The 24420-nt window shown below is 72.5% G+C and carries 24 protein-coding genes; 13 read left to right on the top strand and 11 right to left on the bottom strand.

Features of this window, described 5'->3' with window-relative positions:
* Positions 1-2 precede the first annotated feature (2 nt).
* Positions 3-1442: a GuaB1 family IMP dehydrogenase-related protein gene (locus tag ACZ6O2_RS03640; protein WP_350703488.1), complete on the bottom strand. Its 1440-nt coding sequence runs from the start codon at positions 1440-1442 to the stop codon at positions 3-5.
* Positions 1443-1568: 126 nt separating this feature from the next.
* The gene (locus ACZ6O2_RS03635; protein ID WP_466021986.1) at positions 1569-2165 is read right to left on the bottom strand and encodes a LysE/ArgO family amino acid transporter; all 597 of its coding nucleotides are present in this window, start codon (positions 2163-2165) and stop codon (positions 1569-1571) included.
* 96 nt (positions 2166-2261) lie between these two features.
* Here ACZ6O2_RS03635 and ACZ6O2_RS03630 point away from each other — a divergent pair, with 96 nt between their 5' ends.
* Complete coding sequence (locus ACZ6O2_RS03630) at positions 2262-3152, top strand: LysR family transcriptional regulator ArgP (RefSeq protein WP_350703486.1); 891 nt, start codon at positions 2262-2264, stop codon at positions 3150-3152.
* A gap of 127 nt (positions 3153-3279) precedes the next feature.
* Here ACZ6O2_RS03630 and ACZ6O2_RS03625 read toward each other — a convergent pair whose 3' ends face one another.
* Positions 3280-5031 carry an acetyl/propionyl/methylcrotonyl-CoA carboxylase subunit alpha gene (locus ACZ6O2_RS03625; RefSeq protein ID WP_466021892.1) on the bottom strand — a complete coding sequence of 584 codons (1752 nt, stop codon included), beginning with the start codon at positions 5029-5031 and terminating at the stop codon, positions 3280-3282.
* A 132-nt stretch (positions 5032-5163) separates the two neighbouring features.
* On the opposite strand from ACZ6O2_RS03625, the gene ACZ6O2_RS03620 reads away from it, so the two are divergent.
* The 4 genes from ACZ6O2_RS03620 (at position 5164) to ACZ6O2_RS03605 (ending at position 9004) form a co-directional block, all read left to right on the top strand.
* Complete coding sequence (locus ACZ6O2_RS03620) at positions 5164-5790, top strand: PadR family transcriptional regulator (RefSeq protein ID WP_466021891.1); 627 nt, start codon at positions 5164-5166, stop codon at positions 5788-5790.
* A gap of 132 nt (positions 5791-5922) precedes the next feature.
* Positions 5923-6882 (top strand): ATP-binding cassette domain-containing protein, encoded by a 960-nt coding sequence (locus tag ACZ6O2_RS03615; protein WP_350703480.1) that lies wholly within the window; start codon positions 5923-5925, stop codon positions 6880-6882.
* A 20-nt stretch (positions 6883-6902) separates the two neighbouring features.
* The gene (locus ACZ6O2_RS03610; protein WP_350703478.1) at positions 6903-7658 is read left to right on the top strand and encodes an ABC transporter permease; all 756 of its coding nucleotides are present in this window, start codon (positions 6903-6905) and stop codon (positions 7656-7658) included.
* An 89-nt stretch (positions 7659-7747) separates the two neighbouring features.
* Positions 7748-9004, top strand: a complete 1257-nt coding sequence (locus ACZ6O2_RS03605) for an MFS transporter (protein WP_466021890.1) — start codon at positions 7748-7750, stop codon at positions 9002-9004.
* A 69-nt stretch (positions 9005-9073) separates the two neighbouring features.
* Here the strand turns inward: ACZ6O2_RS03605 and ACZ6O2_RS03600 are convergent, their stop codons facing one another.
* The 5 genes from ACZ6O2_RS03600 to ACZ6O2_RS03580 form a co-directional block, all read right to left on the bottom strand.
* Positions 9074-9727: an O-methyltransferase gene (locus ACZ6O2_RS03600; RefSeq protein WP_350703474.1), complete on the bottom strand. Its 654-nt coding sequence runs from the start codon at positions 9725-9727 to the stop codon at positions 9074-9076.
* Positions 9728-9736: 9 nt separating this feature from the next.
* Positions 9737-10381, bottom strand: coding sequence for a Maf family protein (locus tag ACZ6O2_RS03595; RefSeq protein WP_466021985.1), 645 nt, complete (start codon positions 10379-10381; stop codon positions 9737-9739).
* 22 nt (positions 10382-10403) lie between these two features.
* Positions 10404-11483, bottom strand: a complete 1080-nt coding sequence (locus ACZ6O2_RS03590; RefSeq protein ID WP_466021889.1) for a S8 family serine peptidase — start codon at positions 11481-11483, stop codon at positions 10404-10406.
* A gap of 1471 nt (positions 11484-12954) precedes the next feature.
* Positions 12955-13422 (bottom strand): hypothetical protein, encoded by a 468-nt coding sequence (locus tag ACZ6O2_RS03585; RefSeq protein WP_466021888.1) that lies wholly within the window; start codon positions 13420-13422, stop codon positions 12955-12957.
* A 145-nt stretch (positions 13423-13567) separates the two neighbouring features.
* Positions 13568-13780 (bottom strand): acyl-CoA carboxylase subunit epsilon, encoded by a 213-nt coding sequence (locus ACZ6O2_RS03580; protein ID WP_363704330.1) that lies wholly within the window; start codon positions 13778-13780, stop codon positions 13568-13570.
* A gap of 92 nt (positions 13781-13872) precedes the next feature.
* On the opposite strand from ACZ6O2_RS03580, the gene ACZ6O2_RS03575 reads away from it, so the two are divergent.
* Both ACZ6O2_RS03575 and ACZ6O2_RS03570 read left to right on the top strand, forming a co-directional pair.
* Positions 13873-15783 carry a serine/threonine-protein kinase gene (locus ACZ6O2_RS03575; protein WP_466021887.1) on the top strand — a complete coding sequence of 637 codons (1911 nt, stop codon included), beginning with the start codon at positions 13873-13875 and terminating at the stop codon, positions 15781-15783.
* Between the two features lie 89 nt (positions 15784-15872).
* Positions 15873-16103 (top strand): hypothetical protein, encoded by a 231-nt coding sequence (locus ACZ6O2_RS03570; RefSeq protein WP_466021886.1) that lies wholly within the window; start codon positions 15873-15875, stop codon positions 16101-16103.
* 113 nt (positions 16104-16216) lie between these two features.
* Here ACZ6O2_RS03570 and ACZ6O2_RS03565 read toward each other — a convergent pair whose 3' ends face one another.
* Together ACZ6O2_RS03565 and ACZ6O2_RS03560 are read right to left on the bottom strand one after the other, a co-directional pair.
* Positions 16217-16972 carry a GH25 family lysozyme gene (locus ACZ6O2_RS03565; RefSeq protein ID WP_466021885.1) on the bottom strand — a complete coding sequence of 252 codons (756 nt, stop codon included), beginning with the start codon at positions 16970-16972 and terminating at the stop codon, positions 16217-16219.
* A 105-nt stretch (positions 16973-17077) separates the two neighbouring features.
* A complete protein-coding gene (locus ACZ6O2_RS03560; protein ID WP_466021884.1) occupies positions 17078-17623 on the bottom strand; it encodes a Uma2 family endonuclease in 546 nt (181 codons plus the stop codon).
* A gap of 100 nt (positions 17624-17723) precedes the next feature.
* Between ACZ6O2_RS03560 and ACZ6O2_RS03555 the strand changes: the two genes are divergently transcribed.
* The 5 genes from ACZ6O2_RS03555 to ACZ6O2_RS03535 all read left to right on the top strand — a co-directional run bounded on the left by ACZ6O2_RS03555 (position 17724) and on the right by ACZ6O2_RS03535 (position 21620).
* Complete coding sequence (locus ACZ6O2_RS03555; protein ID WP_466021883.1) at positions 17724-18467, top strand: M50 family metallopeptidase; 744 nt, start codon at positions 17724-17726, stop codon at positions 18465-18467.
* Positions 18468-18557: 90 nt separating this feature from the next.
* Positions 18558-19163, top strand: a complete 606-nt coding sequence (locus ACZ6O2_RS03550; RefSeq protein WP_466021882.1) for a class I SAM-dependent methyltransferase — start codon at positions 18558-18560, stop codon at positions 19161-19163.
* Between the two features lie 15 nt (positions 19164-19178).
* The gene (locus ACZ6O2_RS03545) at positions 19179-20162 is read left to right on the top strand and encodes a ketopantoate reductase family protein (protein ID WP_466021881.1); all 984 of its coding nucleotides are present in this window, start codon (positions 19179-19181) and stop codon (positions 20160-20162) included.
* A gap of 62 nt (positions 20163-20224) precedes the next feature.
* Entirely contained in the window at positions 20225-20725 is a 501-nt protein-coding gene (locus ACZ6O2_RS03540) for a SigE family RNA polymerase sigma factor (protein WP_350703452.1), read from the top strand.
* Positions 20718-21620: a hypothetical protein gene (locus ACZ6O2_RS03535; protein WP_466021880.1), complete on the top strand. Its 903-nt coding sequence runs from the start codon at positions 20718-20720 to the stop codon at positions 21618-21620. Before ACZ6O2_RS03540 ends, ACZ6O2_RS03535 begins: the two co-directional genes overlap by 8 nt.
* A 48-nt stretch (positions 21621-21668) precedes the next feature.
* Here the strand turns inward: ACZ6O2_RS03535 and ACZ6O2_RS03530 are convergent, their stop codons facing one another.
* A complete protein-coding gene (locus ACZ6O2_RS03530; RefSeq protein WP_466021879.1) occupies positions 21669-23252 on the bottom strand; it encodes an acyl-CoA carboxylase subunit beta in 1584 nt (527 codons plus the stop codon).
* A 136-nt stretch (positions 23253-23388) separates the two neighbouring features.
* Between ACZ6O2_RS03530 and ACZ6O2_RS03525 the strand changes: the two genes are divergently transcribed.
* The gene (locus ACZ6O2_RS03525; protein WP_466021878.1) at positions 23389-24264 is read left to right on the top strand and encodes a biotin--[acetyl-CoA-carboxylase] ligase; all 876 of its coding nucleotides are present in this window, start codon (positions 23389-23391) and stop codon (positions 24262-24264) included.
* The last annotated feature ends 156 nt before the right edge of the window (positions 24265-24420 follow it).

The following is a 24420-nucleotide window of genomic DNA, read 5'->3' as shown; positions in this document are numbered from 1 at the left end:
TCTCACCAGCTCGTGGGCAGCGGCATCCCCTCGGTGTAGCCGGCCGTGCTCTGCACGCCGACGACGGCCCGCTCGTGGAACTCCGCCAGGTCCCGGGCGCCGGCGTAGGTGAAGGCGCTGCGCACCCCGGCGATGATCTCGTCGATCAGGTCCTCCACGCCGGGGCGGGCCGGGTCCAGGTACATCCGGGCCGAGGAGATGCCCTCCTCGAAGACCGCCTTGCGGGCCCGGTCGTACGCGCTGTCGTCGGCCGTCCGCGCGCTGACCGCCCGCGCCGACGCCATCCCGAAGCTCTCCTTGTAGCGCCGGCCGTCGGCGGCGGTGTAGAGGTCGCCGGGGGACTCGTAGGTGCCGGCGAACCAGGAGCCGATCATCACGTTCGACGCGCCGGCGGCCAGGGCCAGCGCCACGTCCCGCGGGTGCCGTACGCCGCCGTCGGCCCAGACGTGCCGGCCGAGCTGGCGGGCCGCCGCGGCGCAGTCGAGCACGGCGGAGAACTGCGGCCGGCCCACCCCGGTCATCATCCGGGTGGTGCACATCGCACCCGGGCCGACGCCCACCTTGACGATGTCGGCGCCCGCCTCCACCAGGTCGCGTACGCCCTCGGCGGTCACCACGTTGCCGGCGGCGACCGGGACCGCCGGGTCCAGCGCGCGGACGGCCCGCAGCGCGGAGATCATCCGGTCCTGGTGACCGTGCGCGGTGTCCACGACCAGCGTGTCCACCCCGGCATCCAGCAGCGCCGCCGCCTTGCCGGTCACGTCGCCGTTGATGCCGACGGCGGCGGCGATGCGCAGCCGGCCCCGGTCGTCCACCGCCGGCTTGTAGAGGGTCGCCCGCAGCGCGCCCTGCCGGGTCAGCACCCCGACGAGGCGGCCCTCGGCGTCGACCACCGGGGCGAGCCGGCGCCGGCCGGCCGAGAGCCGGTCGAAGCCCGTGCGCGGATCCGCGTCGGCCGGCACGGTGTGCAGCTCGGTGGACATCACGTGCCGGAGCTGGGCGAAGCGGTCCACGCCCACGGTGTCCGCCTCGGTCACCACGCCCAGCGGCCGGCCCTCGTCGTCGATCACCACCACGGCGCCGTGCGACCGCTTCGGCAGCAGGTGGATCGCGTCCCCGACGGTGTCGGTCGGGCCGAGCGTGATCGCGGTGTCGTGCACCAGGTGCCGCCGCTTGACCCAGGCGACGACGTTCGCCACCACCTCGATCGGGATGTCCTGCGGGATGACCGCGATCGCGCCGCGCCGGGCGACCGTCTCGGCCATCCGGCGGCCGGACACCGCGGTCATGTTCGACACGACCAGCGGGATGGTGGTGCCCGTGCCGTCGCTGGTGGCCAGGTCGACGTCGAGCCGCGAGCCCACCTCGGAGCGGGCCGGCGCCATGAAGACGTCGTTGTAGGTCAGGTCGTGCGCGGGAACCGCGCCGTGTAGGAACCGCACCCCGCCATCATTCCCGCCGTCCGCCGTCCGCGCCCCCGGTGGTCGCCGAAAACACCCCCGGCCGGGCGTCGCCGGAGACCGCCAGCTCGGCCAGGAAGAGGCTGCGCGCGGCCCGGCGTTGCCGGGTCAGCCGAGCAGCAGCCCGGCCGCGAGCGCGGTCATCACGAGGGCGATCGCACCGTCGACGACCCGCCAGGCCGTCGGGCGGGCCAGCACGGGCGCGAGCCGGTGGGCGGCGGCGCCGATGGTGGTGAACCAGACCGCGCTGGCGAGCGCCGCGCCCGCGCCGAAGACCCAGTGGTGCGGGTGCTGGCGGGCCACCCCGCCGAGCAGGAGGACGGTGTCGAGGTACACGTGCGGGTTGAGATAGGTGAAGGCGAGGCAGGCCAGCAGCGTTGCCCCGAGCGTGGCCGGCGGCCGGTCGGCGGGGGAGAGCGCGCCGGGGCGCAGCGCGCGCCGGGCGGCCAGCACGGCGTACCCGAGCAGGAACGCGGCCCCCAGCCAGCGGACGGCGGTCAGGACGGTGGGGTGCTCCGCCGTGGCGGTGCCCATCCCGGCGATGCCGATCGTGATCAGCAGCGCGTCGGAGGCGGCGCACACGGCGACCACGGGCAGGACGTGCTCCCGGCGCAGGCCCTGCCGCAGGACGAAGGCGTTCTGCGCGCCGATGGCGGCGATGAGCGCGATCGAGAGGGAGAAGCCGGCGGCGGCGGAACCTGTCACGGAGCTGTTGAGGATGTCGGGCACGAGCCGAGGCTACGAGGCGCAGTCGATGCAGCCCAGCTAAAGATTCTCACGGGAGATAAGCTCAGCTTCATCATGCTTGACTCCACGCAGCTCCGGACGTTCGCCGCGGTGGTCCGCGAGGGCAGCTTCGAGGCGGCCGCGCAGGCGCTGCACGTCACCCCGTCGGCCGTCAGCCAGCGGATGAAGGCGTTGGAGCAGACCGTCGGGCAGGTGCTGGTCCGCCGTACGAAGCCGTGCCAGGCAACCGACGCGGGTCGGCCGCTGCTGCGGCTCGCCGGCCAGGTGGCCCTGCTGGAACGGGAGGCGTTGGACGCCGCCCGCCCGCCGACGGTCGGCGGGCCCGCCCCCAGCCGGGTGACCATCGTGGCGAACGGCGACTCGCTCGGCACCTGGTTCGTCGGCGCCCTGGCGCGGCTGCCCGCCGAGCTGGCGCTCCTGTTCGACGTCCGCCGGGACGACGAGGACCACACGGCGGAGCTGATCCGCGACGGCACGGCGATGGCCGCGGTGACCGCGCAGCGCGAGGCCGTGCAGGGCTGCCGGGTGGAGCGGCTGGGTGCGATGCGGTACGTCGCGCTGGCCGGGACGGGGTTCGCGGCCCGCCACTTCCCCGACGGCCCCACCGAGGCCGCCCTCGCGACGGCGCCGATGATGGCGTTCGACCGCAAGGACCAGCTCCAGCACCGGTTCGCCCGCACCGTGACCCGGCGTCGGATCGCCCCACCGGTCCACTACGTCCCGTCCTTCGACGGCTTCAACGAGGCGGTGCGGCTGGGCCTGGGGTGGGGGATGGTGCCGGAGCGGATCGCCCGTGCCGACATCGCGGCCGGGCGCTGTGTCGACATCGGTGCCGGGCGTCACCTGGACCGCCCGCTGTACTGGCAGCACTGGCGGGTGGACTCCACCACGCTGGACGCGCTGACCGCCGCGGTCCGGGCGGTCGCCGGCACCGAGCTGCGCTGACGCCGGTGCCGCCGTCGGCACCGGGCTGCGTCGACGCGCCGACGTCGGGCGGTCGCCGGGCAGCGAGCTGCGCCGGCCCGCCGACGGCACCTGGCCGTCCTTGCGACGGCCCGCCGGCGGGGAAGGATCAGGCGATCGTGCAGATCGCCGCGCCGGCGGAGATGACGGCGCCGACCTCGGCGGCGAGGCCGCTGACCGTGCCCGCCTTGTGCGCGTGCAGCGGCTGCTCCATCTTCATCGCCTCCAGCACCACGACCAGGTCGCCCTCGGCGACGGTGTCCCCGTCGGCGACCGCGATCTTGACGATGGTGCCCTGCATGGGCGAGGTGAGCGCGTCGCCGCTGACGGCGGCGCCGGCCTTGGCCGTGCCGCCCCGGCGGGCCGGCTTGCGGGCGGCGGGCGCGGCGGCGGCCGTACCCCCGCCGAGGCCGGCGGGGAGGCTGACCTCCAGCCGCTTGCCGCCGACCTCGACCACGACGGTCTCGCGCTCGGCCGGCGCCTCGGCGGTGCCGGCGGTGGCGGTGAACGGCGGGACGGTGTTGTCGAACTCGGTCTCGATCCACCGAGTGTGCACGGTGAACGGCTCGGCGGTGAACGCCTCGTCGCGGATGACCAGCCGGTGGAACGGCAGCGCGGTGGCCATGCCCTCGACGACCATCTCGTCCAGCGCCCGGCGGGCCCGCTCCAGCGCCTCGGTGCGCGTCTCGCCGGTGATGATCACCTTGGCCAGCAGCGAGTCGAAGTTGCCGCCGATCACGTCGCCGGCCGAGATGCCGGTGTCGACCCGGACGCCGGGGCCGGTGGGCAGCCGCAGCGCGGTGACCGTGCCGGGGGCGGGCAGGAAGTTGCGGCCCGGATCCTCGCCGTTGATCCGGAACTCGATGGAGTGCCCGCGCGGCGTCGGGTCCTCGGTGAACCGCAGCTTCTCGCCGTCGGCGATCCGGAACTGCTCGCGGACCAGGTCGATGCCGGCGGTCTCCTCGGTGACCGGGTGCTCGACCTGGAGACGGGTGTTGACCTCCAGGAAGGAGATGGTGCCGTCGGCGCCGACCAGGTATTCCACCGTGCCGGCGCCGTGGTAGCCGGCCTCCCGGCAGATCGCCTTGGCGCTGTCGTGGATCTGGGCGCGCTGCGCGTCGGTGAGGAACGGCGCCGGGGCCTCCTCGACCAGCTTCTGGTGCCGGCGCTGGAGCGAGCAGTCGCGGGTGCCGACCACGATCACGTTGCCGTGCTGGTCGGCCAGCACCTGCGCCTCGACGTGGCGGGGCTTGTCGAGGTAGCGCTCGACGAAGCACTCGCCCCGGCCGAACGCGGCGACCGCCTCGCGGGTGGCCGACTCGAACAGGTGGGGGATCTCCTCCATCGTGCGGGCCACCTTGAGCCCGCGCCCGCCGCCGCCGAAGGCGGCCTTGATGGCGACCGGCAGGCCGTGGTCGACGGCGAACGCCATCACCTCGTCCGGGTTGGCCACCGGGTCGGGGGTGCCGGGCACCAGGGGGGCGCCGGCGCGCTGGGCGATGTGCCGGGCGGTCACCTTGTCGCCGAGGTCGCGGATCGCCTGCGGGGTGGGGCCGATCCAGGTCAGCCCGGCGTCGATGACGGCCTGGGCGAAGTCGGCGTTCTCGGCGAGGAATCCGTAGCCGGGGTGGACGGCGTCGGCGTCGGCCTTGGCGGCGACCGCCAGCAGCTTGTCGATGCGCAGGTACGTCTCGGTCGCGGAGTCCCCGCCGAGCGCGTACGCCTCGTCGGCCAGCGTGGCGTGCAGGGCGTCCCGGTCGGAGTCCGCGTAGACGGCGACGCTCCCCAGACCGGCGTCGCGGCAGGCGCGGATGACGCGGACGGCGATCTCGCCGCGGTTGGCGATGAGTACCTTGCGCACCTTGGGGGCTCCTCCCGGGAGGTTACTGACCGGGAGTGTATCGGCCACCCTGAGGACCCTAACGATCGCTCAGTGTGGGATGCCGCACTGTCACGTCGCGCCCTAGTCAAACTTGCTTATTACGCTTGCCGGATGTCTGCCACGCGAATGATGATCCTCGGGTTGGTGCGCTGGATGCAGCCCGTGCACGGCTACGACGTGCGCCGGGAACTGCTCAGTTGGAACGCCGACAGGTGGGCCAACGTGCAGCCCGGCTCGATCTACCACGCCCTGCGCAAGCTGACCGCGGAGGGCCTGCTGCGCGAGGTGGCCACCGAGCAGGTGGGCGCCCGGCCGGCGCGCACCACCTACGAGGTCACCGCCAAGGGCGAGGACGAGTTCGAGTCGCTGCTGCGCGGGCACTGGTGGCAGTTGCACGAGCCGCCGGACCCGTTCGCGGCGGCGTTCTCGTTCCTGCCCGCGCTGCCCCGCGAGGAGGCGTCGGCGGCCCTGCGCAATCGGGCGAACCTGCTGCGCGCCGGCGTCGAGTCGATGCGCGCGGCGCTGGCCTCCGACTGGATGCGCAACTCCAAGCCGGTGCACGTCGGGTGGATGTTCGAACTCTGGGCCGCGCGGGCGGAGGCCGAGGTCGGCTGGTGCGAACGGATCGCCGAACGCATCGATTCCGGTGTGTCGTACCTGCCTGATGGGCTGGTCGGGGCGGAGGGTTGGAGCGGGTGGTCCGACGGCGAGACCACCCCTCGCGACGCAACCGAATAATCAAGATTGACCACTGAAGCTATATCGCGTTAGCCTGCTCGCGGCGCGACGGGGGGAGCACGCCGTCCGGCGTCGTCCCCGAGGGACAGACCAGGTGGCCGGTCGCACCGGCCCGGACGACCAGGAGCAGAGATGATCGAGACCAGAGGGCTGCGGAAGTCGTTCCGCTCCCGGGAGGGTCGCCAGACGAGGACCGTCGACGCGGTGCGCGGGGTCGACCTGGAGGTCGCCGCGGGGGAGATCTTCGGTTTCCTCGGTCCCAACGGCGCTGGCAAGACCACCACCCTGCGGATGCTGGCGACCCTGATCGAGCCGGACGGCGGCGAGGCCACCATCGCCGGGGCCGACCTGCGCAAGGACCCGGCCGAGGTACGCCGCCGCATCGGCTACGTCGCCCAGGGCGGCAGCACCTGGGACGAGTCGACCGCCCGCGAGGAGTTGGTCCTCCAGGCCCGGATGTACGGCATCGGCAAGGCCGAGGCGCAGCGGCGCGCCGTCCGCGCCCTCGACGCCTTCCAGCTCACCGAGTACGCGGACCGCAAGTGCAAGACCTACTCGGGCGGCCAGCGGCGACGGGTGGAGATCGCCCTCGGCATCATCCACGAGCCGAAGATCGTCTTCCTGGACGAGCCGACCAGCGGCCTCGACCCGCAGAGCCGCGCGCACATGTGGGACGAGATCCGCCGGCTGCGTGCCGACGGCATGACCGTCTTCATCACCACGCACTACCTCGACGAGGCCGACGCGCTCTGCGACCGGATCGCGATCATGGATCACGGCGAGGTGGTCGCGGAGGGCACCCCGGCGGGCCTCAAGCGCGAGATCTCCGGCGACGTGGTGCTGGTCGGGCTGGACGCGGCGGCCACCCCGCAGGCCGCGAAGCTGCTCGACAGCGAGCCGTACGTCAACAAGCTGGAGACCGTCGAGGAGGGCGGCCTGCGGCTCTACGTCGACGAGGGCGCGACCGCCATCCCGCAGATCCTGCGCCGCGTCGACACGGCGGGCCTCACGCTCGACTCCATCGAGCTGCACCGGCCCAGCCTCGACGACGTCTTCCTCACCAAGACCGGCCGCTCGCTGCGCGAGTCCTGACCCCAGACCGGAGAGACCGCATGAAACTCGCCCGTGACACCTGGCTGATCTTCCAACGCCAGCTCCAGCTGCTGCTGCGCAACCCCGTCTGGGTCTTCGTCGGCATCTTCCAGCCGGTGATGTACCTGCTGCTGTTCGCCCCGCTGCTCAAGCCGGCCCTGAACGCCCCCACCCAGGCGGAGGCATACAAGATCTTCGTGCCCGGCCTGCTGGTGCTGCTGGCCATCTTCGGCGGCCTGTTCCAGGGCTTCGGCCTGATCGCCGAGCTGCGTGCCGGCGTCATCGAACGATCCCGGGTCACCCCGGTCAGCCGGCTCGCCCTGCTGCTCGGCCGCTCCCTGCGCGACGTGGTGTCGCTGATCGTGCAGGCGGTCATCATCACCCTGCTCGCGCTCCTGTTCGACCTGCGCGTCTTCATCGTCGACCTGCTCCTGGCGTACCTCATGCTCGCCCTGATCGCGCTGATGACCTCGGCCGTCTCCTACGGCGTCGCGCTCAAGGTCAAGAGTGAGGACGCGCTGGCCCCGCTGATGAACACCGTGGCGCAGCCGGTGCTGCTGCTCTCCGGCATCCTGCTGCCGCTCACGTTCGCCCCCGGCTGGCTCCAGGGCATCGCCGAGTGGAACCCGTTCTCCTGGGCCGTCGACGGCACCCGCGCCCTCTTCAATGGCGACCTCGGCGACGACAAGGTCTGGCAGGGGCTCGGCATCATCGCGGTGCTCGCCGCGGCCGGCGTCGTCTGGGCGGCCCGGCAGTTCGCGCGCACCGTCCGCTGAACAGCCGGGCACCGCGACAGCGCGGCGCTCCCGGAGACCTGCGTCGCACTGCGGTGGGGCACCGGCCGGACGCTTGTACCGTAAGGCCGGTGCCCCGCCTCACCCGTGACCGGATCACCTGGCTGACCTATGCCCAGCTGGGCCTGTGGGGTTTCTTCCTCTACGGATTCGGGCCGGTCGTGCCGCTGCTCCGCGACGAACAGGGCACCTCGGCCGCCGTCGCCGGCCTGCACAGCACCGGCATCGCCGTCGGCGCGCTGGCCGGCGGGGCGCTCTTCGCGCCGCTGGCCCGCCGGGTCGGCCGTGGCGGTGCCATCTGGACCGGGCTGGCCGGGGTGGCGCTCGGCGTCACCGCACTCGGCACCCTGCGGGCACTGCCTGCCACGATCACCGCCGTCGCGGTGATCGCCACCTTCGGCATGCTGGTGATCAGCGGCGTGTCGGTGGTGCTCACCGACCGGCACGGCACCGGCGCGCCGGCCGCGCTGACCGAGGCCAACGCCGCCTGCGCCGGCATGGGCATCCTCGCCCCGCTGGTCATCGGCACCAGCGTCGACGCCGGCTGGGGCTGGCGGCCCGTGATGGCCGTCGAGGCCGGCCTGATCGCGCTGGTCGCGCTCGCCGCCGTGACCTTCCGCGTACGCCTGCCGCGCGCCGCCCCCGCTGCGGCTGCCGGGGATCCCCCGGCCGGTGAGCCGGCCGACACCGACCCGCCTGCCGGTGCGCGTCGGGCTGCTCCCGTCGCCGGGGCCGCGCGGCGGCTGCCCCCGACGTACTGGATCGCCTGGGTGCTGATGGCGGTCACCGGATCGATCGAGGTCTGCCTGTCCCTCTGGACCGCCGACGTGCTCCGCTCGCACGCTGGAATGGCGGCTGGCGCCGCCTCGGCCGCCGTCGCGGCGATCGTCTGCGGCATGTTCGTCGGCCGGCTCGTCGGGGGCCGGTTCGCGTTGCGGTACCGGCCGGTGCCGCTGCTGCTGGCCGCGCTGGGTGTGTCGCTGGCCGGGTTCGCGCTGTTCTGGGTCGCCCCGGTCGGCTGGCTCGCGGTCGCCGGCCTCGTCGTGCTCGGCCTCGGCAACGCGCTGCACTACCCGCTGGCCATCTCGATCGCGCTCGCCGTCGCCGGGCCGGCGGCGGACCGGGCGGCCGGCTGGGCGTCGTACTCGATGGGGGTCGGCTTCGGGATCGCGCCGGTCGCGCTCGGCTGGGTGGCCGACGGGGTGGGGCCGCACCTGGCGTTCCTGCTGCTGCCGGGCTTCATCGCGGCAGCCGCGCTGCTCACCGCCCGCCTGGGCCGCGCCCTACGCCCGGCCCCCGACGAGGTCCGGGCCCCGGCCCCCGTCTGACCCCTTCGGGCACCGGATACGAAATGGCCCCTCCAGGGGCCGTTCCAAGATCGCGCAGGGGCGGGGCGGTCAGCGCACCCGGGCCAGCGTCAGGCCGTCAGCGACCGGGAGCATCACCGCGTCCACCCGGACGTCGGCGAGCACCTCGTCGTTGAACGCGGCGATGGCCCGGTCGTCGGCGTTCTGCGGGGCGATCACCCGGCCGCCGCGCAGCACGTTGTCGACCGCGATCACCCCGCCGGGACGCATCCGAGGCACCAGCTCCGCCCAGTAGACCGGATACCCGATCTTGTCCGCGTCGATGAACGCGAAGTCGAGATGACGTTCGTGGGGCAGCTCGCGCAGCGTGTCGCCGGCCGGGCCGATGCGCAGCTCGATGCGATCCGCCACGCCGGCGCGGGCCCAGTACCGCCGGGCGATGCCCGTGAACTCCTCGGAGATGTCGAAGCAGGTCAGCCGCCCACCCTCGGGCAGCCCCCGGGCGATCGCCAGCGAGGAGAGGCCGGTGAAGGTGCCCACCTCCACGGCCTGCCGGACGCCGAGCAGCCGGGTGAGGAAGGTCAGGAACGCGGCCTGCTCCGGCGCGACCTGCATCTGTGCGTCGTCCGGCAGGGCGGCGCGGGTCTCCTCGGCCAGGTCCCGCATGATCTCGTCCGGCGGCGACCCGTGCGTCACCAGGTACGCGTGCAGTTCCGACGTGAGCGGGATCGACTTCGTGGTCATAAACGGACGCTAGCCGAGCGGTTCGACCGACTGGTTGCCGGGCGCGACCTTCGTCCACAGATCGGTGATTCGCAGATCCAGCTCGGCCAGGAGGCGGCGCAGCATCGGCAGCGAGAGCCCGATGACGGTGCTCGGGTCGCCCTCGATCCGCTCCACGAACGGCCCGCCCAGCCCGTCGATCGTGAAGGCACCGGCCACCGCCAGCGGCTCGCCGGTGCCCACGTACGTGGCGATCTCGTCGTCGCTGACGTCGGCGAAGTGTACGACGGTGGAGGCGACCGCCTCGGCCCGACGCCCCGTCACGATGTCGATGAGGCAGTGCCCACTGTGCAGCACGCCGCTGCGCCCGCGCATGCGCTGCCAGCGCCGGGTGGCGTCCGCCGTGTCGGCCGGCTTGCCGAGGATCTCCCCGCCGAAGGCCAGCACCGAATCGCACCCGATCACCAGCGTCCGCTGGTCGTCGGTCGGCCGGAGCCGGGTGAGGACCGCCTCCGCCTTCAACCGGGCCAGTTCCAGGCAGAGATCCTCAGCCCGCTCGGTGACCACCAGGGACTCGTCGACGCCGCTGACCAGCACGTCCGGTTCGATCCCGGCGGCCTGGAGAATCTTGCGGCGGGCGGGGCTCGCCGAGGCGAGCACGAGGCGGAGCGGCATCGTTTCTGGCACGTCGCCGACGTTACCGGCTGATCCGGGGAGGTGGGTCGTCGCCGTGGCGCCGGCGACGCGCAACCAGGACCCAGGCGCCACCAGCGGCCACGATCACACCGAGGGTGACCAGGCCACGGGCGGTCGCTCCGCCGTCGCCGTCGGCGGCGGGCTCCGCGACCGCCGTCGTGGTCGAGGCGGTGGGCGCCGGGCCGCTCGCCGTCGCCGACCCGAAGCCCAACGGGGGTACGTCTGCCGTCAGCGCCGCTACGAGGTCGATGACCCCGTAGCCGTACTCGTCGTCCCGTCCGGGTGGTCCCTTGTCGACGGCGGTAGCCGTGAGCCGATGCACTACCTCGGAGGCCGGGAGGTACGGGTACTTCGACCGAATCAGTGCAGCAGCGCCTGCGACGATTGCCGTCGAGTTCGACGTGCCGGTGCCCTTGCGATACTTGCCGTCGATACTGGTGCTGTAGATATCGACTGCCGGAGCGACCACGTCTATCTCTGGCCCTGCAACTGACACTGAGGCTCGTCCGCCGAGGCGATCAACCCCGCCGACTGCGATTACGCCTTCTTCTGACGCCGGGAAGCCGACGCTGATATCTTCTGGCCTATTTCCTGCTGCTGCTACGACAATGATATTCGAGGCGAGTGCTGTGTTCACTGCTTGAGTGAGGCGAGAGTTTGTACTGCCCACGCTGGAGATGCTGATTATGTCAACACCTTTGGATATCGCATATTCGATGCTTTGAGCTAAGGCGTCGGGGTGCCCATCGCCTCCTGCTGGAGTGTCATAAATGGGAAGGATCTTGGCCTTCGGGGCGATGCCAAGTGCGCCAAATTCGTTGCCTTGGCCGTGAGCGGCGATCAACCCCGCCATGCCAGTGCCGTGGCTGTCTCGATCTTGTTGTCCGTTTCCCCCTCCTCCGGGAATAATATCGATTCCCGTAAGCAGGTTGTTGCGTAGGTCGGGGTGCGGATCAACGCCCGTGTCTGGCACGGCGACTGTAACCCCGTCGCCCTGAGTGATCTGGTGTGCCGCGTAGACGTTCAGGTAGCGCAAGTACCACTGATCGTTGCGGATTCGGTCGCGCCCGGCGGGCTGCATCGCTGTCGTAGGAAGTGTCGGCGCAGTAGCTGGCAGAGCGGGTGGCAGAGTCGCTACTGAAGCGACCAGCAGTGATAGCAGGCCGCGAGATGCGCGGAGCTTCACCTGTTGAAGCCGATGGCGGGTCCCGGGTCCAGGGGTCCCTCCTCGTCGGGCGGACGAACGACCGGGGCTACGCCCTGATCCGTCTCCCATGGGTGATCTGGGTCCCAGCGTCGTGGTTCCTCGGTGGTCTGCTCGCGGCGCCCGGGCTGCGCTGACATACCGCTCGTGCCGCTGAACCTCGCCCGACCGCCGAACGGAGTGCCGCCGATGGGAGGCATGCCATGCGCCGCCCCGGAGCCACGACCGCTACCGGGGCGAGAGCCAGCACTGCCTGTCGGCGCGGTGCCTGCACCACCACCGATTACGCCTCCGATTGGATTCACGCGCCGTGGCTGGTTGTTGCTCGCGCCAGGCTGGCCCAGTCCCATTACAGGCGTTCCTCCGATTAGCCCTCCAGGTGGCATGGGTCGGCTAGGCGAAGGTGGCGTGACGTTCGCCGGGTTGCTGGTGCCTCCGGTGACGGATCTGCCGAATGGCCCCGGAGCGCTGGATCGGCTCGGACCTGTTGGCAACGCGGGGAGCCCTCCGGGGACCGAACTCGGGTTGGGCGACACGGAAGGCGTGGTGGCAGGCATCCCCGGGTTGGCTGGTGTCGGTGCCAATCCGGTGCCTGCCCCGCCCAATATCGGACCCGTGTTTGGCGCGGTGGGGGTTTGGACCGCCCGAGCGGGACTCGAGGACCGACTGATCGATGACACACCAGTAGGCGGCGTGACTGGGACCGGAATGATCGGCGGGATCACCGGAGCAGTCGCCGACCCTCCGTACGCATCCTGCTCCCCGGGAGCCCTAGCCGGCCTGACTGGGGGCGGCTTTTGGAGCATTACTTGGGCGTGTTGGAGTTCGCCGCTGAGGCCGTACATGATGCCCCGCGCCTGGACGTTGAGCCGTTCCAGGTCAGCGTCCGTCACCGGGCGGTCGGGGACCCGACTGCCCATGGCCGCCTTCGGGTCCGCGAGAGTCGCCTCGTACGTCCGTTTCTCCTGGACCTTGACGGCGTACTCGTCGTAGATCTTCTTGAGCTCGGCGCGGGTGGTCCCGATGGCCTGTGTCGCGGCGGAGAGCGCGGTGTAGTTGGCGCTGGCCGCGTCGTGGGTGCGCTGCACCTTGTCGATCAGCTCGTCGAGCTCGCGGACGTACGCCCGGGCTGCCTCGTTGGTCTCCGGGGGCCATGCCTCCGCCAGCCCGCGCCGGTATTCCTGGAGCCGGCTCAGGTGGGTCCGGGCGAGGTCACAGACCTTGCGCCAGCCGGCGACCTGCTTCCAGTGGTTGGTGGTGTCGTGGTCCTGGAGGCAGGCCCACATGCTGGCGACGTCCATCAGTCGCCAGTCGGTCAGGCCGGACGTGCGGCCGCTGCCCCGCTCGATCACGGCAGCACCACCGACTCCGGCAGCGGACCCGTCTCGGGACCGGTGGGGTCGCGCAGCACCGGCACCGGGCCGCGCGCTGTGGCGGCCGCCGGGTTGGCGAGCGCCCGCTCGACGTCGGCCACCCGGGCGGAGGAGAAGGCGTCGGACTGGGTGTAGCTGTTGGCGACCGTGCCTGCGGCGACGGCCAGGTGGCCGGTGGCGTCGCGGACGCCCCAGACCATGTCGGCGGTGGCCTGCTGGGTCTCGTGGTGGGCGCGCAGGAAGTTGACCAGCTCGATGAAGGCGTCGGCCGGGTTGGGCACCGGTGCCTTCATGTCCTCGGCGATGTACGACAGGTGGGGCGCGTAGTTGCGTTCCACCTCGGCCTGGAGCTTGTCGGCGAACTCGCGCAACCGGCGGATGTCGGCCTCGATGCCGCCGTAACCGCGGAGCCAGGACGCTGGACGGTCCTCCTCGGGGATCATCGGCCCTCCCTACCCGTCACTGCGCCGTTTCCCTGAGTGAGGTTAATGGGTGCCCGGCGATGTCGGCAGCCCCAACCCCGCACATCCGAGCCGTTCGGCAGGTGGGCAGGGGCAACGAGCTGGGGTGATCCGTACCGGGAAAAGGTCAGCGGGGCAGGCCGGAGGCGCGCCACCCGCCGGGACCGGCGACGGGCGTCGCGGTGGCCGGTCGCCCGCTGCGCGCCCAGGCGGACGCGGCGACCGGCGAGGATGCCGCGGCCGGACGGGACCGGACGACGATCGCGCCCACCAGCGCGGCCAGTTCCTCGGCGGTGGGGACCCCGCGGACGACCCGGAACAGCGGCTCTTCGGCAGACATGGCGTCAGCGTACGCGGCGGCAAGCTTGACCTGAACCGCACAGTGGCGTGCCGGCGGTGTGAGCGTCGTGCCCGCCGGGTACCGTCTGGGCGATGTCTAACGCGCTGCCCCAACTCGTCGCTGACCGATACCGGCTCCTCTCGCCGCTCGGTCAGGGCGGCATGGGTCGGGTGTGGAAGGCGCGCGACGAGGTGCTGCACCGGGACGTGGCGATCAAGGAGCTCGTCCCGCCGCCCAGCCTCACCGACGACGAGCGCCGCGAGATGCGGGAGCGGTCGCTGCGCGAGGCCCGGGCCATCGCCCGGCTCAACCACATCAACGTGGTCCGCATCTTCGACGTGCTGCGCACCGACGGCGACCCGTGGATCGTCATGGAGTACGTGGCGTCGAGGTCGTTGCAGGACACGCTCGCCGAGGACGGCCCGGTGCCGCCGGCGCGCGCGGTCGAGATCGGGCTCGGCGTGCTGGGCGCGCTGAACGCGGCGCACAAGGCCGGCGTGATGCACCGCGACGTCAAGCCGGGCAACGTGCTGCTCGGCAACGACGGCCGGGTGGTACTGACCGATTTCGGTCTCGCCACGATCCCCGGCGACCCGAACGTGACCCGGACGGGCATGGTGCTCGGTTCGCCCGCGTACATCGCGCCGGAGCGGGCCCGCGACGGCACCGCCGGGCCGGAGGCCGACCTCTGGTCGCTGGGCGCCACCCTCTACGCCGCGGTCGAGGGCAAGTCGCCGTACGCCCGGCCGTCGGCGATCGCCACCCTGGCGGCGCTCGCCACCGAGGCACCCCCGCCGCCGAAGAACGCCGGCCCGCTCAAGCCGGTGCTCAACGGCCTGCTGCGCAAGGACCCGAACGAGCGGATCACCGCCGAGGTGGCGGAGAAGCTGCTGCGCCGTGCCGGCGGCAAGCGCACCCGCGCCATTCCGTTGCTCGACGGCGTACGCCGGCCGGGGCCGAACGGCCCGCGCGAGCCGCGCCCGCCGCTGGTGCCGGCGCCGCGACCGGCCGAGGACCCGGCGGCCAGGCCGGTCAGCCCGCCGACGCCCCGCGCGCCGCAGGAGGCGGCCGCCTCCGCCGGTGTCACCGTGGCGGCCGAGAGCGCGTCCGCCGCCTCGGATGTCGCGCCGACCGCCAAGGTCGAGTCGTCGACGTCCGACACCGCGCCGACGGCGAAGGTCGAGGCGCCGAAGCCGGCAGCCGGCGCCTCGCCGGCCGAGCCGGTGAGCCCCGCGCCGCGCAGGCCGGTGAACCCCACGTCGGTGATGTCCGCGCCGGTGAGCCCGCCGTCCGGCCGCGCCACGGTGGTGCCGTCCGACGGTACGAAGCCCGACAACACCCGGCGCAACGTGCTGATCGGGGTGCTGGTGGCGCTGCTGCTGGTCGGCCTGGTGCTGGTCGTGCCGATGCTGACCAGCGGCGACGGCGACGGCGACACCCCGCAGGCCGACCCGACCACTGTCGCCTCGCAGTCGCCGCAGACGTCGGGGCCCGCCGCGCCCCCACCGACCAGCGCCGCCCCCAGCCCGACCCCGTCCGTCACCCCCTCGGCGGCGGAACTGCCGGCCGGCTGGAAGCTGCACAAGGACCCGGCCGGGTTCGAGTTGCCGCTGCCGGCGAACTGGGTGCGCCGGAGCGGCGGAGCGGACACCGTCATCTTCGATGAGCCCGGCGGTGTCGGCGAACTGCTCGTCCAGTGGACGAGCACGCCGAAGTCGGACGCGGCCGCCGAATGGAGGCGGATCGAGCCGGCCCGCAAGAAGATCGTCAAGAATTACGAGTACCTCGACATCCAGCGCTGTGACTACTGGAAGACCTGCGCGGACTGGGAGTGGTTGGAGACCCGCGACGGCACCCGCATCCACGTCCGCAACCGAGGCTTCGTGACGGCCAAGAATCGCGGTTACGCCCTCCGGTGGGAGGTCGCCGCGGCGGACTGGCAGGCCAACCTGCCCAACTTCGACCGGATCGCGAGCGGGTTCGTGCCCGACCGTAAGGACTGATCCGCGGGATTCGCGCCGCCGCGAGGTTCGTTCGCATGACCTTCCGTCGTACGGGGTATCTGACCCGCACGACGGAAGGGAGGTACGACATGGGTTACCGACGGAAGGACGTCTGGCCCCGGGTGGCACTGTGGATGTTCGTGGCCCTCGGCGACGTCGTCCTGCTGCTCGTCGGCGCTGGCCTGCCGGCACTGTTCGCGCTGCTCAGCGTCGTCACCGTCACCCTTGCCGCAGTGGTGGCCTGGCGGATCAGGCGTCGTGGCGGGCTCGCCCACGACAACGCGGTGACCGTTCCGGTGGCGGCCCGGAGGAGGGCCTGACGCCGTCGGGCCTGACGCCGGCGCCGGGGGCGTGGCGGCAGCCGGACCAGTTGTCGACCGTACGGTGACAGCCGATCCCGCTGCCGCCAGCTGCCTCCCCAGGCGAGTCGGGCTCAGGCGGTGTTGTTGGCCAGCGCGATCAGCCGGGTACGGTCACCGTTCCAGTAGTTGCGGTCGACGGGGCCGCTGATTCCGGCGACGCTGCCGCTGTCGGTGTACTGCCAGAAGCTCCAGAACGGCGCGCCGGCCGGCAGGGTGCCGGGGGAGGTGGACCAGCGGGCGATCCAGAGCGGGTGGTTCGCCCAGGGGCCGGTCCAACTGCCGGTGCACTGGTTCCACCAACTGGTGGTCGTGTAGATGACCGCGTAGCGGCCGGTACGCGAGCGGTAGGTGTTGAGGAAGTCCTGGACCCAGCTGCGCATCCCGGACGTGCTCAGGCCGTAGCAGTACCCTCCGCTGTACGGGTTGGCCTCCAGGTCCAGCGCGGCGGGGAGGGTGCGGCTGTCGGCCGACCAGGCGCCGCCGTTGGAGGCCAGGTAGTTCGCCTGGATCGCCCCGGAGGAGATGTTCGGCCGGGCGAAGTGGTACGCCCCCCGGATCACCCCCGCGTAGTACGAGTTGGTGTAGTTGCTGTTGAAGTTCGGGTCCTTGTAGCTCGTGCCCTCGGTGGCCTTGATGAAGGCGAACTGGATCCCGGCGTTGCGCACGCTCGTCCAGTTGATGGTGCCCTGGTAGCGCGAGACGTCGATGCCGGGCGTGGTGGCCGCGGCCGCCGGGGTGCTGGTGGCGACGAGCCCCGCCGCCACGGTGGCGAGCACGGTGAGGCCGGTGGCGAGCATTCTGCGCAGCGATGGTCTGGTACGGGTCATGGATGCCTCCAAGGACGCCGATGGAATTGACGACCATCTTTGGAGGTATGCGTCCTCGATCACAAGGGGCGCTAAACAAATTTACATTGACGACTGCCGTTGGACTCAGCGGAGCGAATCCGGGTCGACACCCCAGCGGAACGGCTCGGTCAGGGTGAGGCGCTCGCCCGCCTTGGCGACCTGGTCCTCGACGTAGTGCGCACCGTCCAGCCGGAACAGCCGCAACGATTGGGTCTGGCCGTCCTGCTCGACCAGCAAATACCAGGGAATCCGGGCGATGGCGTAGAGCTGCATCTTGACCAGTCGGTCGGCCGCCGCGTTCCCTGGAGAGACGATCTCGCAGACGAGGACGACCTCGCCCGCCTCGACCACGGTGCCCTCGTCGTCGGTGTCGGCGACGACAACGTCCGGGATGACGATCCGGTCGACCCCGAGCCGGACGTTCACCGCCTCGAAGACCGCGAGGGCTCCGGCCGCGCCGTCGAGGCTGTTGGCCAGCAGTCTCGACACCCGCTGGTGTCGCTTGCTCGGGGCAGGGCTCACGATCAGGCTCCCGTCGAGCAGTTCGATCCGGTTCGAAGTCTCGCCCATGGCGAGGTACTCGGCCTCAGTCCACAGGCCGACGTGGGGTTCCAGGGGTGCCGCGCTCACCGGCGTCCACCTCCCGCTCCGATCGCCACCAGGTCAGCTTCACACGATACGGACCCACGAGGGCGTAGCGACACAGTCCGGGCCGGTAGGCTCGCGCCCCATGATGTCGACGGACGGGCTCAGCGACATGTGGGACAAGCTGTTCGGGGCGCAGCCGGATCCGCCACCGCTGCTGGTGCTGCTGACCGCCGCCGTCGCGCTGGTGGTCGTCTCCACCCGGCTGCCCTGGCGGATCGCCCGAAACGCCGTCACCATCGCCCACGAGGGCGGGCACGCGCTGGTCGCGCTGCTCACCGGCCGCCGGCTGCACGGCATCCGGCTGCACTCGGACACCTCGGGGCTGACCCTGTCCGCAGGCCGGCCCACCGGCCCCGGGATGATCCTCACCCTGCTCGCGGGCTACGTCGCCCCGCCGCTGGTCGGGCTGGCCGGCGCGTGGCTGCTCGGCGGCAACCGGATCACTCTGCTGCTCTGGGTCGCCGTGGCGCTGCTACTGGCCATGCTGGTCATGATCCGCAACGTCTTCGGCGTGCTCTCGCTGCTGGTCACCGGCGGGGTGGTGCTCGCCGTCTCCTGGTACGCCACGCCGCAGGTGCAGGCGGCGTTCGCGTACACCGGGGTGTGGTTCCTGCTGCTCGGCGGCGTGCGACCCGTGGTGGAGCTGCAACGGCTGCGCTCCCGGGGACGGATGCCCGCCTCCGACGCCGACCAACTCGCCGGGATCACCCCGCTGCCCGCGTTCTTCTGGGTCACCGTGTTCGCCCTGGTCAACCTGGTCGTCCTCGGCGTAGGCGCGCTACTGCTGGCCGGCCCGATCCTCACCGACGCCGGCCTCACGATGTGACAATCGCCGGGCCGGTGTGCCCGTCTCGCACCGCCGGTCGGCGCGCGTCCGGGGCGGTGCGCGGCCCTGTGGTCGCTACGCTCGCTGCGCATGGACGAGCTGACGGCGCGCAACCGTGCCGCGTACGACCGGATCGCACCCGCCTTCGCCGCCCGTAACGTTGGCATGCCACCGGCCTACCTCACACTCGCCGACGACTTCCAGCGGCGGTGCGTCGGGCCGGTGCTGGACCTGGGCTGCGGCGTCGGGCGGGACCTCGCGTTCTGGGCCGAGCGGGGCGCGGCCGTGGTGGGACTGGATCTGTCCTGGGGGATGCTGGAACACGCCCATGCCAACACGACTGCTCCGCTCGTGCATGCGGACATGCGGCATCTGCCGTTCGGTGCTGCGGTCTTCGGCGGTGTCTGGTGTTCCGCGTCGCTGCTGCACCTGCCCAAGGCGCTCGTACCATCTGCGCTGGCCGAGATGCGGCGGGTGCTCCGACCCGGCGGTGCGCTGCTGACCTCGTTGCAAGAGGGTGAGGGGGAGACCTGGGGCAGGTGGCCGGGCGAGGACGCCGACCGCTTCTTCGCCCGGTACGACCCCGACGGGTCGACGGCGCAGCTGGCCGACGCCGGATTCACGCCGCTGCGTCTGGAACGTGAGGTCTCGCCGGTCGGGCAGCGTTGGATGGTGCATCTCGCCGTTCTGGCGTAGCGGCAAAATGGGCCCGTGCGGTATGTGGTCATCGGAGCGGGCGCGGTCGGCGGCACCATCGGCGTACGGCTGGGGCGGGCCGGCCACGACGTGACCCTGGTGGCCCGCGGCGCGCACCTGGACGCGATCCGGCGGCGGGGCCTGACCCTGCGCCAGCCCGACGGCGAGGCGGCCTGGCGCGGGCCAGCCACCGACGGGCCGGGCGACACCCCGCTGCCCGCCGACACCGTGCTGGTCCTCACCGTCAAGTCGCAGGACACCGGGGCCGCGCTCGCGGCCTGGGCGGACGCGCCGGTGGCCGGCGGCGGTACGGCGGCTGAGCGGCTGCCGCTGTTCACCGCGCAGAACGGGGTGGCCAACGAGGGCGCCGCCCTGCGGCTCTTCGCCGACGTGCACGGCGTCTGCGTCTGGCTGCCCGCGACCCACCTCGACCCGGGCGTGGTGGTGGCCAACGGCCACCCGCACCCCGGCATGCTGCACCTCGGCCGCTACCCGTCCGGCGCGGACGCCACCGACCGCGCCGTCGCCGCCGACCTGACCGCTGCCGGCTTCGTCGCCCCGGTGCGTGACGACGTGATGCGCTGGAAGTACGGCAAGCTGCTGGCCAACCTCGGCAACGGCCTCCAGGCGCTGCTCGGCCGGGACGTCCCCGACGCCCTGCGCGAGCGGGTGCGGGCCGAGGGGGCCGCCGCGCTCGCCGCCGCCGGCATCGCGCACACCACCACGGAGGAGGAGGCGGCCGAGCGGGGTGACCTCGTCGACCACCGGCCGGTCGGCGGCGAGGAGCGGGCCGGCAGCTCCACCTGGCAGAGCCTGGCCCGGGGCGCGGGCTCGGCCGAGGCCGACCACCTCAACGGCGAGATCGTGCTGCTCGGCCGGCTGCACAGGGTGCCGACCCCCGCCAACGCCGCCGTCCAGCTCGCGGTCCGCCGCGCGCTGCGGGAGCGGATCCCGGCCGGCGGCTTCCGGCCGGCGGAGCTGGAGAAAATGATGGGTTGACCGGGCAACCGACCGCCCTGGCCGGCGCGTGTCCTCTGCGACCGCCACGGGGAGGTAGCAGGGTGCCGGACGTCGACGGGTTCGACGAGTTCTACCGGGGCAGCCGGCAACGGTTGCTGGGCTTCGTCTACGTGCTCACCGGTGACCTCGCCGAGGCGCAGGACGCCGTGCAGGAGGCGTACGTGCGCGCCTGGCAGCGTTGGTCGACCGTGAGCGCGTACGAGGAGCCGGAGGCGTGGGTGCGGGTGGTGGCCAGTCGGATCGCGGTCAGCCGCTGGCGCAGCCTGCGCAGCCGTGCCCGCGCCTACCTGCGGCACGGCGCCACCGAAACCGTTCCCGGCCCGGATCCCGACACCGTCGACGTGGTCGCCGCGCTGCGCCGGCTGCCCGAGGAGCAGCGCACCGCTATCGCCCTGTACTACCTGGTCGGCATGCCGGTGGCCGAGGTGGCCCGGCAGACCGACGCCCCCGTGGGCACGGTCAAGGCCCGACTCTCCCGGGGGCGCGCCGCGCTGGCCGGGCTGCTCGCCGTCTCTGATCTGAAGGAGGCCGCCGATGCGTGACGAGACGAGGTTCGTCGACCGGCTGCACCGGGACCTGCGGGACGTCCGCTGGCCGGAGCCCGCCGAGATCCGCGCCCGGGCCCGTCGGCGCAGCCGGCGTACGGTGCTGACGGCGGCGGTCGCGGTGCTCGCCGTGATGTCGGGTTCCGCGTACGCGGTGGCCGGGCGGCCGGTGTCGCCGCCACCCCCGGCCGCCGCCACCCTGGTGTCTCCGGTGCACGCCGCGTCGGCCGAGATCCCGCAGGAGGCCCTGCTCGCCCCCTGGGACGTGCCCCTGAAGACGGGTGTGCAGCTCGGGGAGACGGGCGTGGTGGAGCCGGTACGGGTCGACCCGGTGCTGGAGTCCTGCGGCCGCGAACGGGGTGTGCCGTCGGACCCGGCCACGTCCCGCTATTCGCGGTCCCAGACCCTGCTCCGGGCGCCGGTGGACCCGACGGTGCGACAACCGGTGCTCACCCAGGACGTGTACCGGGTCGACCCGGGCCAGGGGCGGCTGGTCTTCGGCCTCGTCGGGCTGCTGCTCAACGCCTGTGCGGAATGGCAGCACGCCGGCTCCGCGTTCGTGGACGGCCGCACGGTGCCGACCGTCCAGACGCACCGGTGGGAGACGCCGGCCAGCGGCTTCGCCGGCGACGAGTCCGTGATGCTGCGACACGTGTCGCTGGCCCCCGGCAGCGTGGGCGGCGGGAAGGTGGTGGCCGCGACCCCGGCGGTCGAGGTCACCATGGTGGTGCGGGTCGGTGACCTGGTCACCGTGGTCGCGACCGGCCCGGGCGCCGTCGCGGACACGGCCGACGGCGTCCGTCCCGGCCGTGGCCTGAGTCACGCCGAGCTGGAAGCGTTGGGCAGGACCGCGGCGCACCGTATGTGCGCGGCGGCGAACCCCGGCTGCTGAACGGAGGTCCCCGCCTCCACGACGACGCGGGGACCTCCGGAAATGTCCTTACAGCGGGATGTTGCCGTGCTTCTTCGGGGGCAGGGTCTCGCGCTTGGTACGCAGCACCCGCAGGGCGCGGACGATCTGCGTGCGGGTCTCGTGCGGCGGGATGACACTGTCGACGTAGCCGCGCTCGGCCGCGATGTACGGGTTGGCGAGGGTGTCCTCGTACTCGGTGATCTTCTCGGCCCGCACGGCGGCCGGGTCCTCGGCGGCGGCCAGCTCCTGCCGGTAGAGGATGTTCACCGCGCCCTGCGCGCCCATCACCGCGATCTGCGCGGTCGGCCAGGCGAAGTTCAGGTCCGCGCCGAGGTGCTTGGAGCCCATCACGTCGTACGCCCCGCCGTAGGCCTTGCGGGTGATGACGGTGACCTTCGGGACGGTGGCCTCGGCGTACGCGTAGATGAGCTTCGCGCCGCGGCGGATGATGCCGTCCCACTCCTGGCCGGTGCCGGGCAGGAAGCCGGGAACGTCCACGAAGGTCAGCACCGGGATGTTGAACGCGTCGCAGGTGCGCACGAACCTGGCGGCCTTCTCCGACGCGGCGATGTCCAGGGTGCCCGCGAAGTGCATCGGCTGGTTGGCGACCACGCCGACCGGGCGCCCCTCGACCCGGCCGTAGCCGATGATCAGGTTCTGCGCGTAGAGCGGCTGGACCTCCAGGAACTCGCCGTCGTCCAGGACGTGCTCGATGACCCGGTGCATGTCGTACGGCTGGTTCGCCGAGTCGGGGATCAGCGTGTCCAGCTCCCGGTCCTCGTCGCTCACGGAGAGGTCCGCGGGGGCCTCGTAGACCACCGGTTCGTCCAGGTTGTTCGACGGCAGGTACGACAGCAGCGCCTTCACGTACTCGATCGCGTCCCCCTCGTCGCTGGCGAGGTAGTGCGCGTTGCCGCTGCGGGAGTTGTGCGTACGGGCGCCGCCCAGCTCCTCCATCGCCACGTCCTCGCCGGTGACGGTCTTGATGACGTCGGGGCCGGTGATGAACATGTGCGAGGTCTGGTCGACCATCACGGTGAAGTCGGTGACCGCCGGGGAGTAGACGGCGCCCCCGGCGCACGGGCCCATGATCAGGGAGATCTGCGGGATGACGCCGCTGGCCCGGACGTTGCGGAAGAAGATCTCGCCGTAGAGCCCGAGCGAGGCCACGCCCTCCTGGATGCGGGCGCCGCCGGAGTCGTTGATGCCGACGACCGGGCAGCCGATCTTCATGGCCAGGTCCATCACCTTGACGATCTTCTCGCCGAAGACCTCGCCGAGGGAGCCGCCGAAGACCGTGAAGTCCTGGGCGAACACGCAGACCTGACGGCCGTCGATGGTGCCGTAGCCGGTGATCACGCCGTCGCCGTACGGGCGGGTCCTGTCCAGCCCGAAGTTGGTGGACCGGTGCCGGGCCAGCTCGTCCAACTCGACGAAGGAGCCCTCGTCGAGCAGCATCTCGATCCGCTCGCGGGCGGTCTTCTTGCCCCTCGCGTGCTGCTTCTCGACCGCGCGCGCCGATCCGGCGTGCACCGCCTCGTCGACCCGTCGCTCCAGGTCAGCCAGCTTTCCCGCGGTGCTGTGGATGTTGATCCCGGTCTCGGTAGTCACCCTGGGAATATAACGATGGTTCAGGCCGCCGCCCCTGTGCAGTTCGCCTCAGCCCGGCGACCGCTCGGCGACGACGCCCACGGACGCCCGCCCGGCGGCCGGCGGGTGGGCGTCGAGCGGGCCGTAGGCTGACGGGATGCCGGGCTCGCCGTACACCGATCTGGACCGTCCGCCGCTGTCGGCGGCCCGGTTGCGGCGGGCGCTGGTCGCCCCGCACGGGCCGTGGGCGCGGCTGGAGCTGCGCGTCGAGACCGGCTCGACCAACGCGGACGTCGCCGAGGCGGCCCGGGCCGGCGAGCCGGAGGGGCTGGTGGTGGTCGCGGAGCGGCAGACCGCCGGGCGCGGCCGGCGCGGCCGGGCGTGGCAGTCACCGGCGCGGGCGGGCATCGCCACGAGCGTGCTGCTGCGGCCGGGGGAGGCCGTCACCGACCGTGGCTGGCCGCCGGTGCCCCAGTCGGGGTACGGCTGGCTGCCGCTGCTCGCCGGCGTGGCCCTGGTCGAGGCGGTGGCCCGGCTGGCCGAGTTGGACGCCGGCCTGAAGTGGCCCAACGACCTGCTGATCGGCGGCGCGAAGTGCGCCGGGATCCTCGCCGAGGCGGTGCCGGGGGACTCGCCGGCGCAGCCGCCCGCGATCGTGCTCGGCATCGGCCTGAACGTCACGCTCCGCGCCGACGAGCTGCCGGAGCACCCGACCGGCCTGCCGGCGACCTCGCTGCAACTGGCCGGCGCGGCGGCCACCGACCGCGATCCGCTGCTGCGGGCCCTGCTCCGCTCGGTCGCCGACTGGTACGGCCGCTGGCGTTCGGCCGGCGGGGACGCGGTCGCCAGCGGGCTGTGTGAGGCCTACCTGGCCGCCTGCGCGACGATCGGCCGCCAGGTACGCGTGCTGCTGCCCGGCGGCGAGGAGATCACCGGTGCCGCGACCGGCGTGGACGCCGACGGCCAGCTGCTGGTCACCACCCCCACGGGCGTGCGCGCCCTGGCCGCCGGCGACGTCCTCCACCTCCGCTGACCCCGCCCTCCCCTTCCCCGGATCTTGCACTTTTCGCCCTGGCGAACGGGGCGAAAGCCGCGAGACGGGGGACGAACTGCAAGATCGCGGGGGCGGGACCGCCGCGCGGCTGATGCCGCGGCGGGAGGGTGAGCGGTTACGGTCAGCGCGTCCGTT

This window comes from Micromonospora sp. NPDC048040, from assembly GCF_055587185.1.
This window is presented reverse-complemented; position numbering and strand designations above follow the sequence as displayed.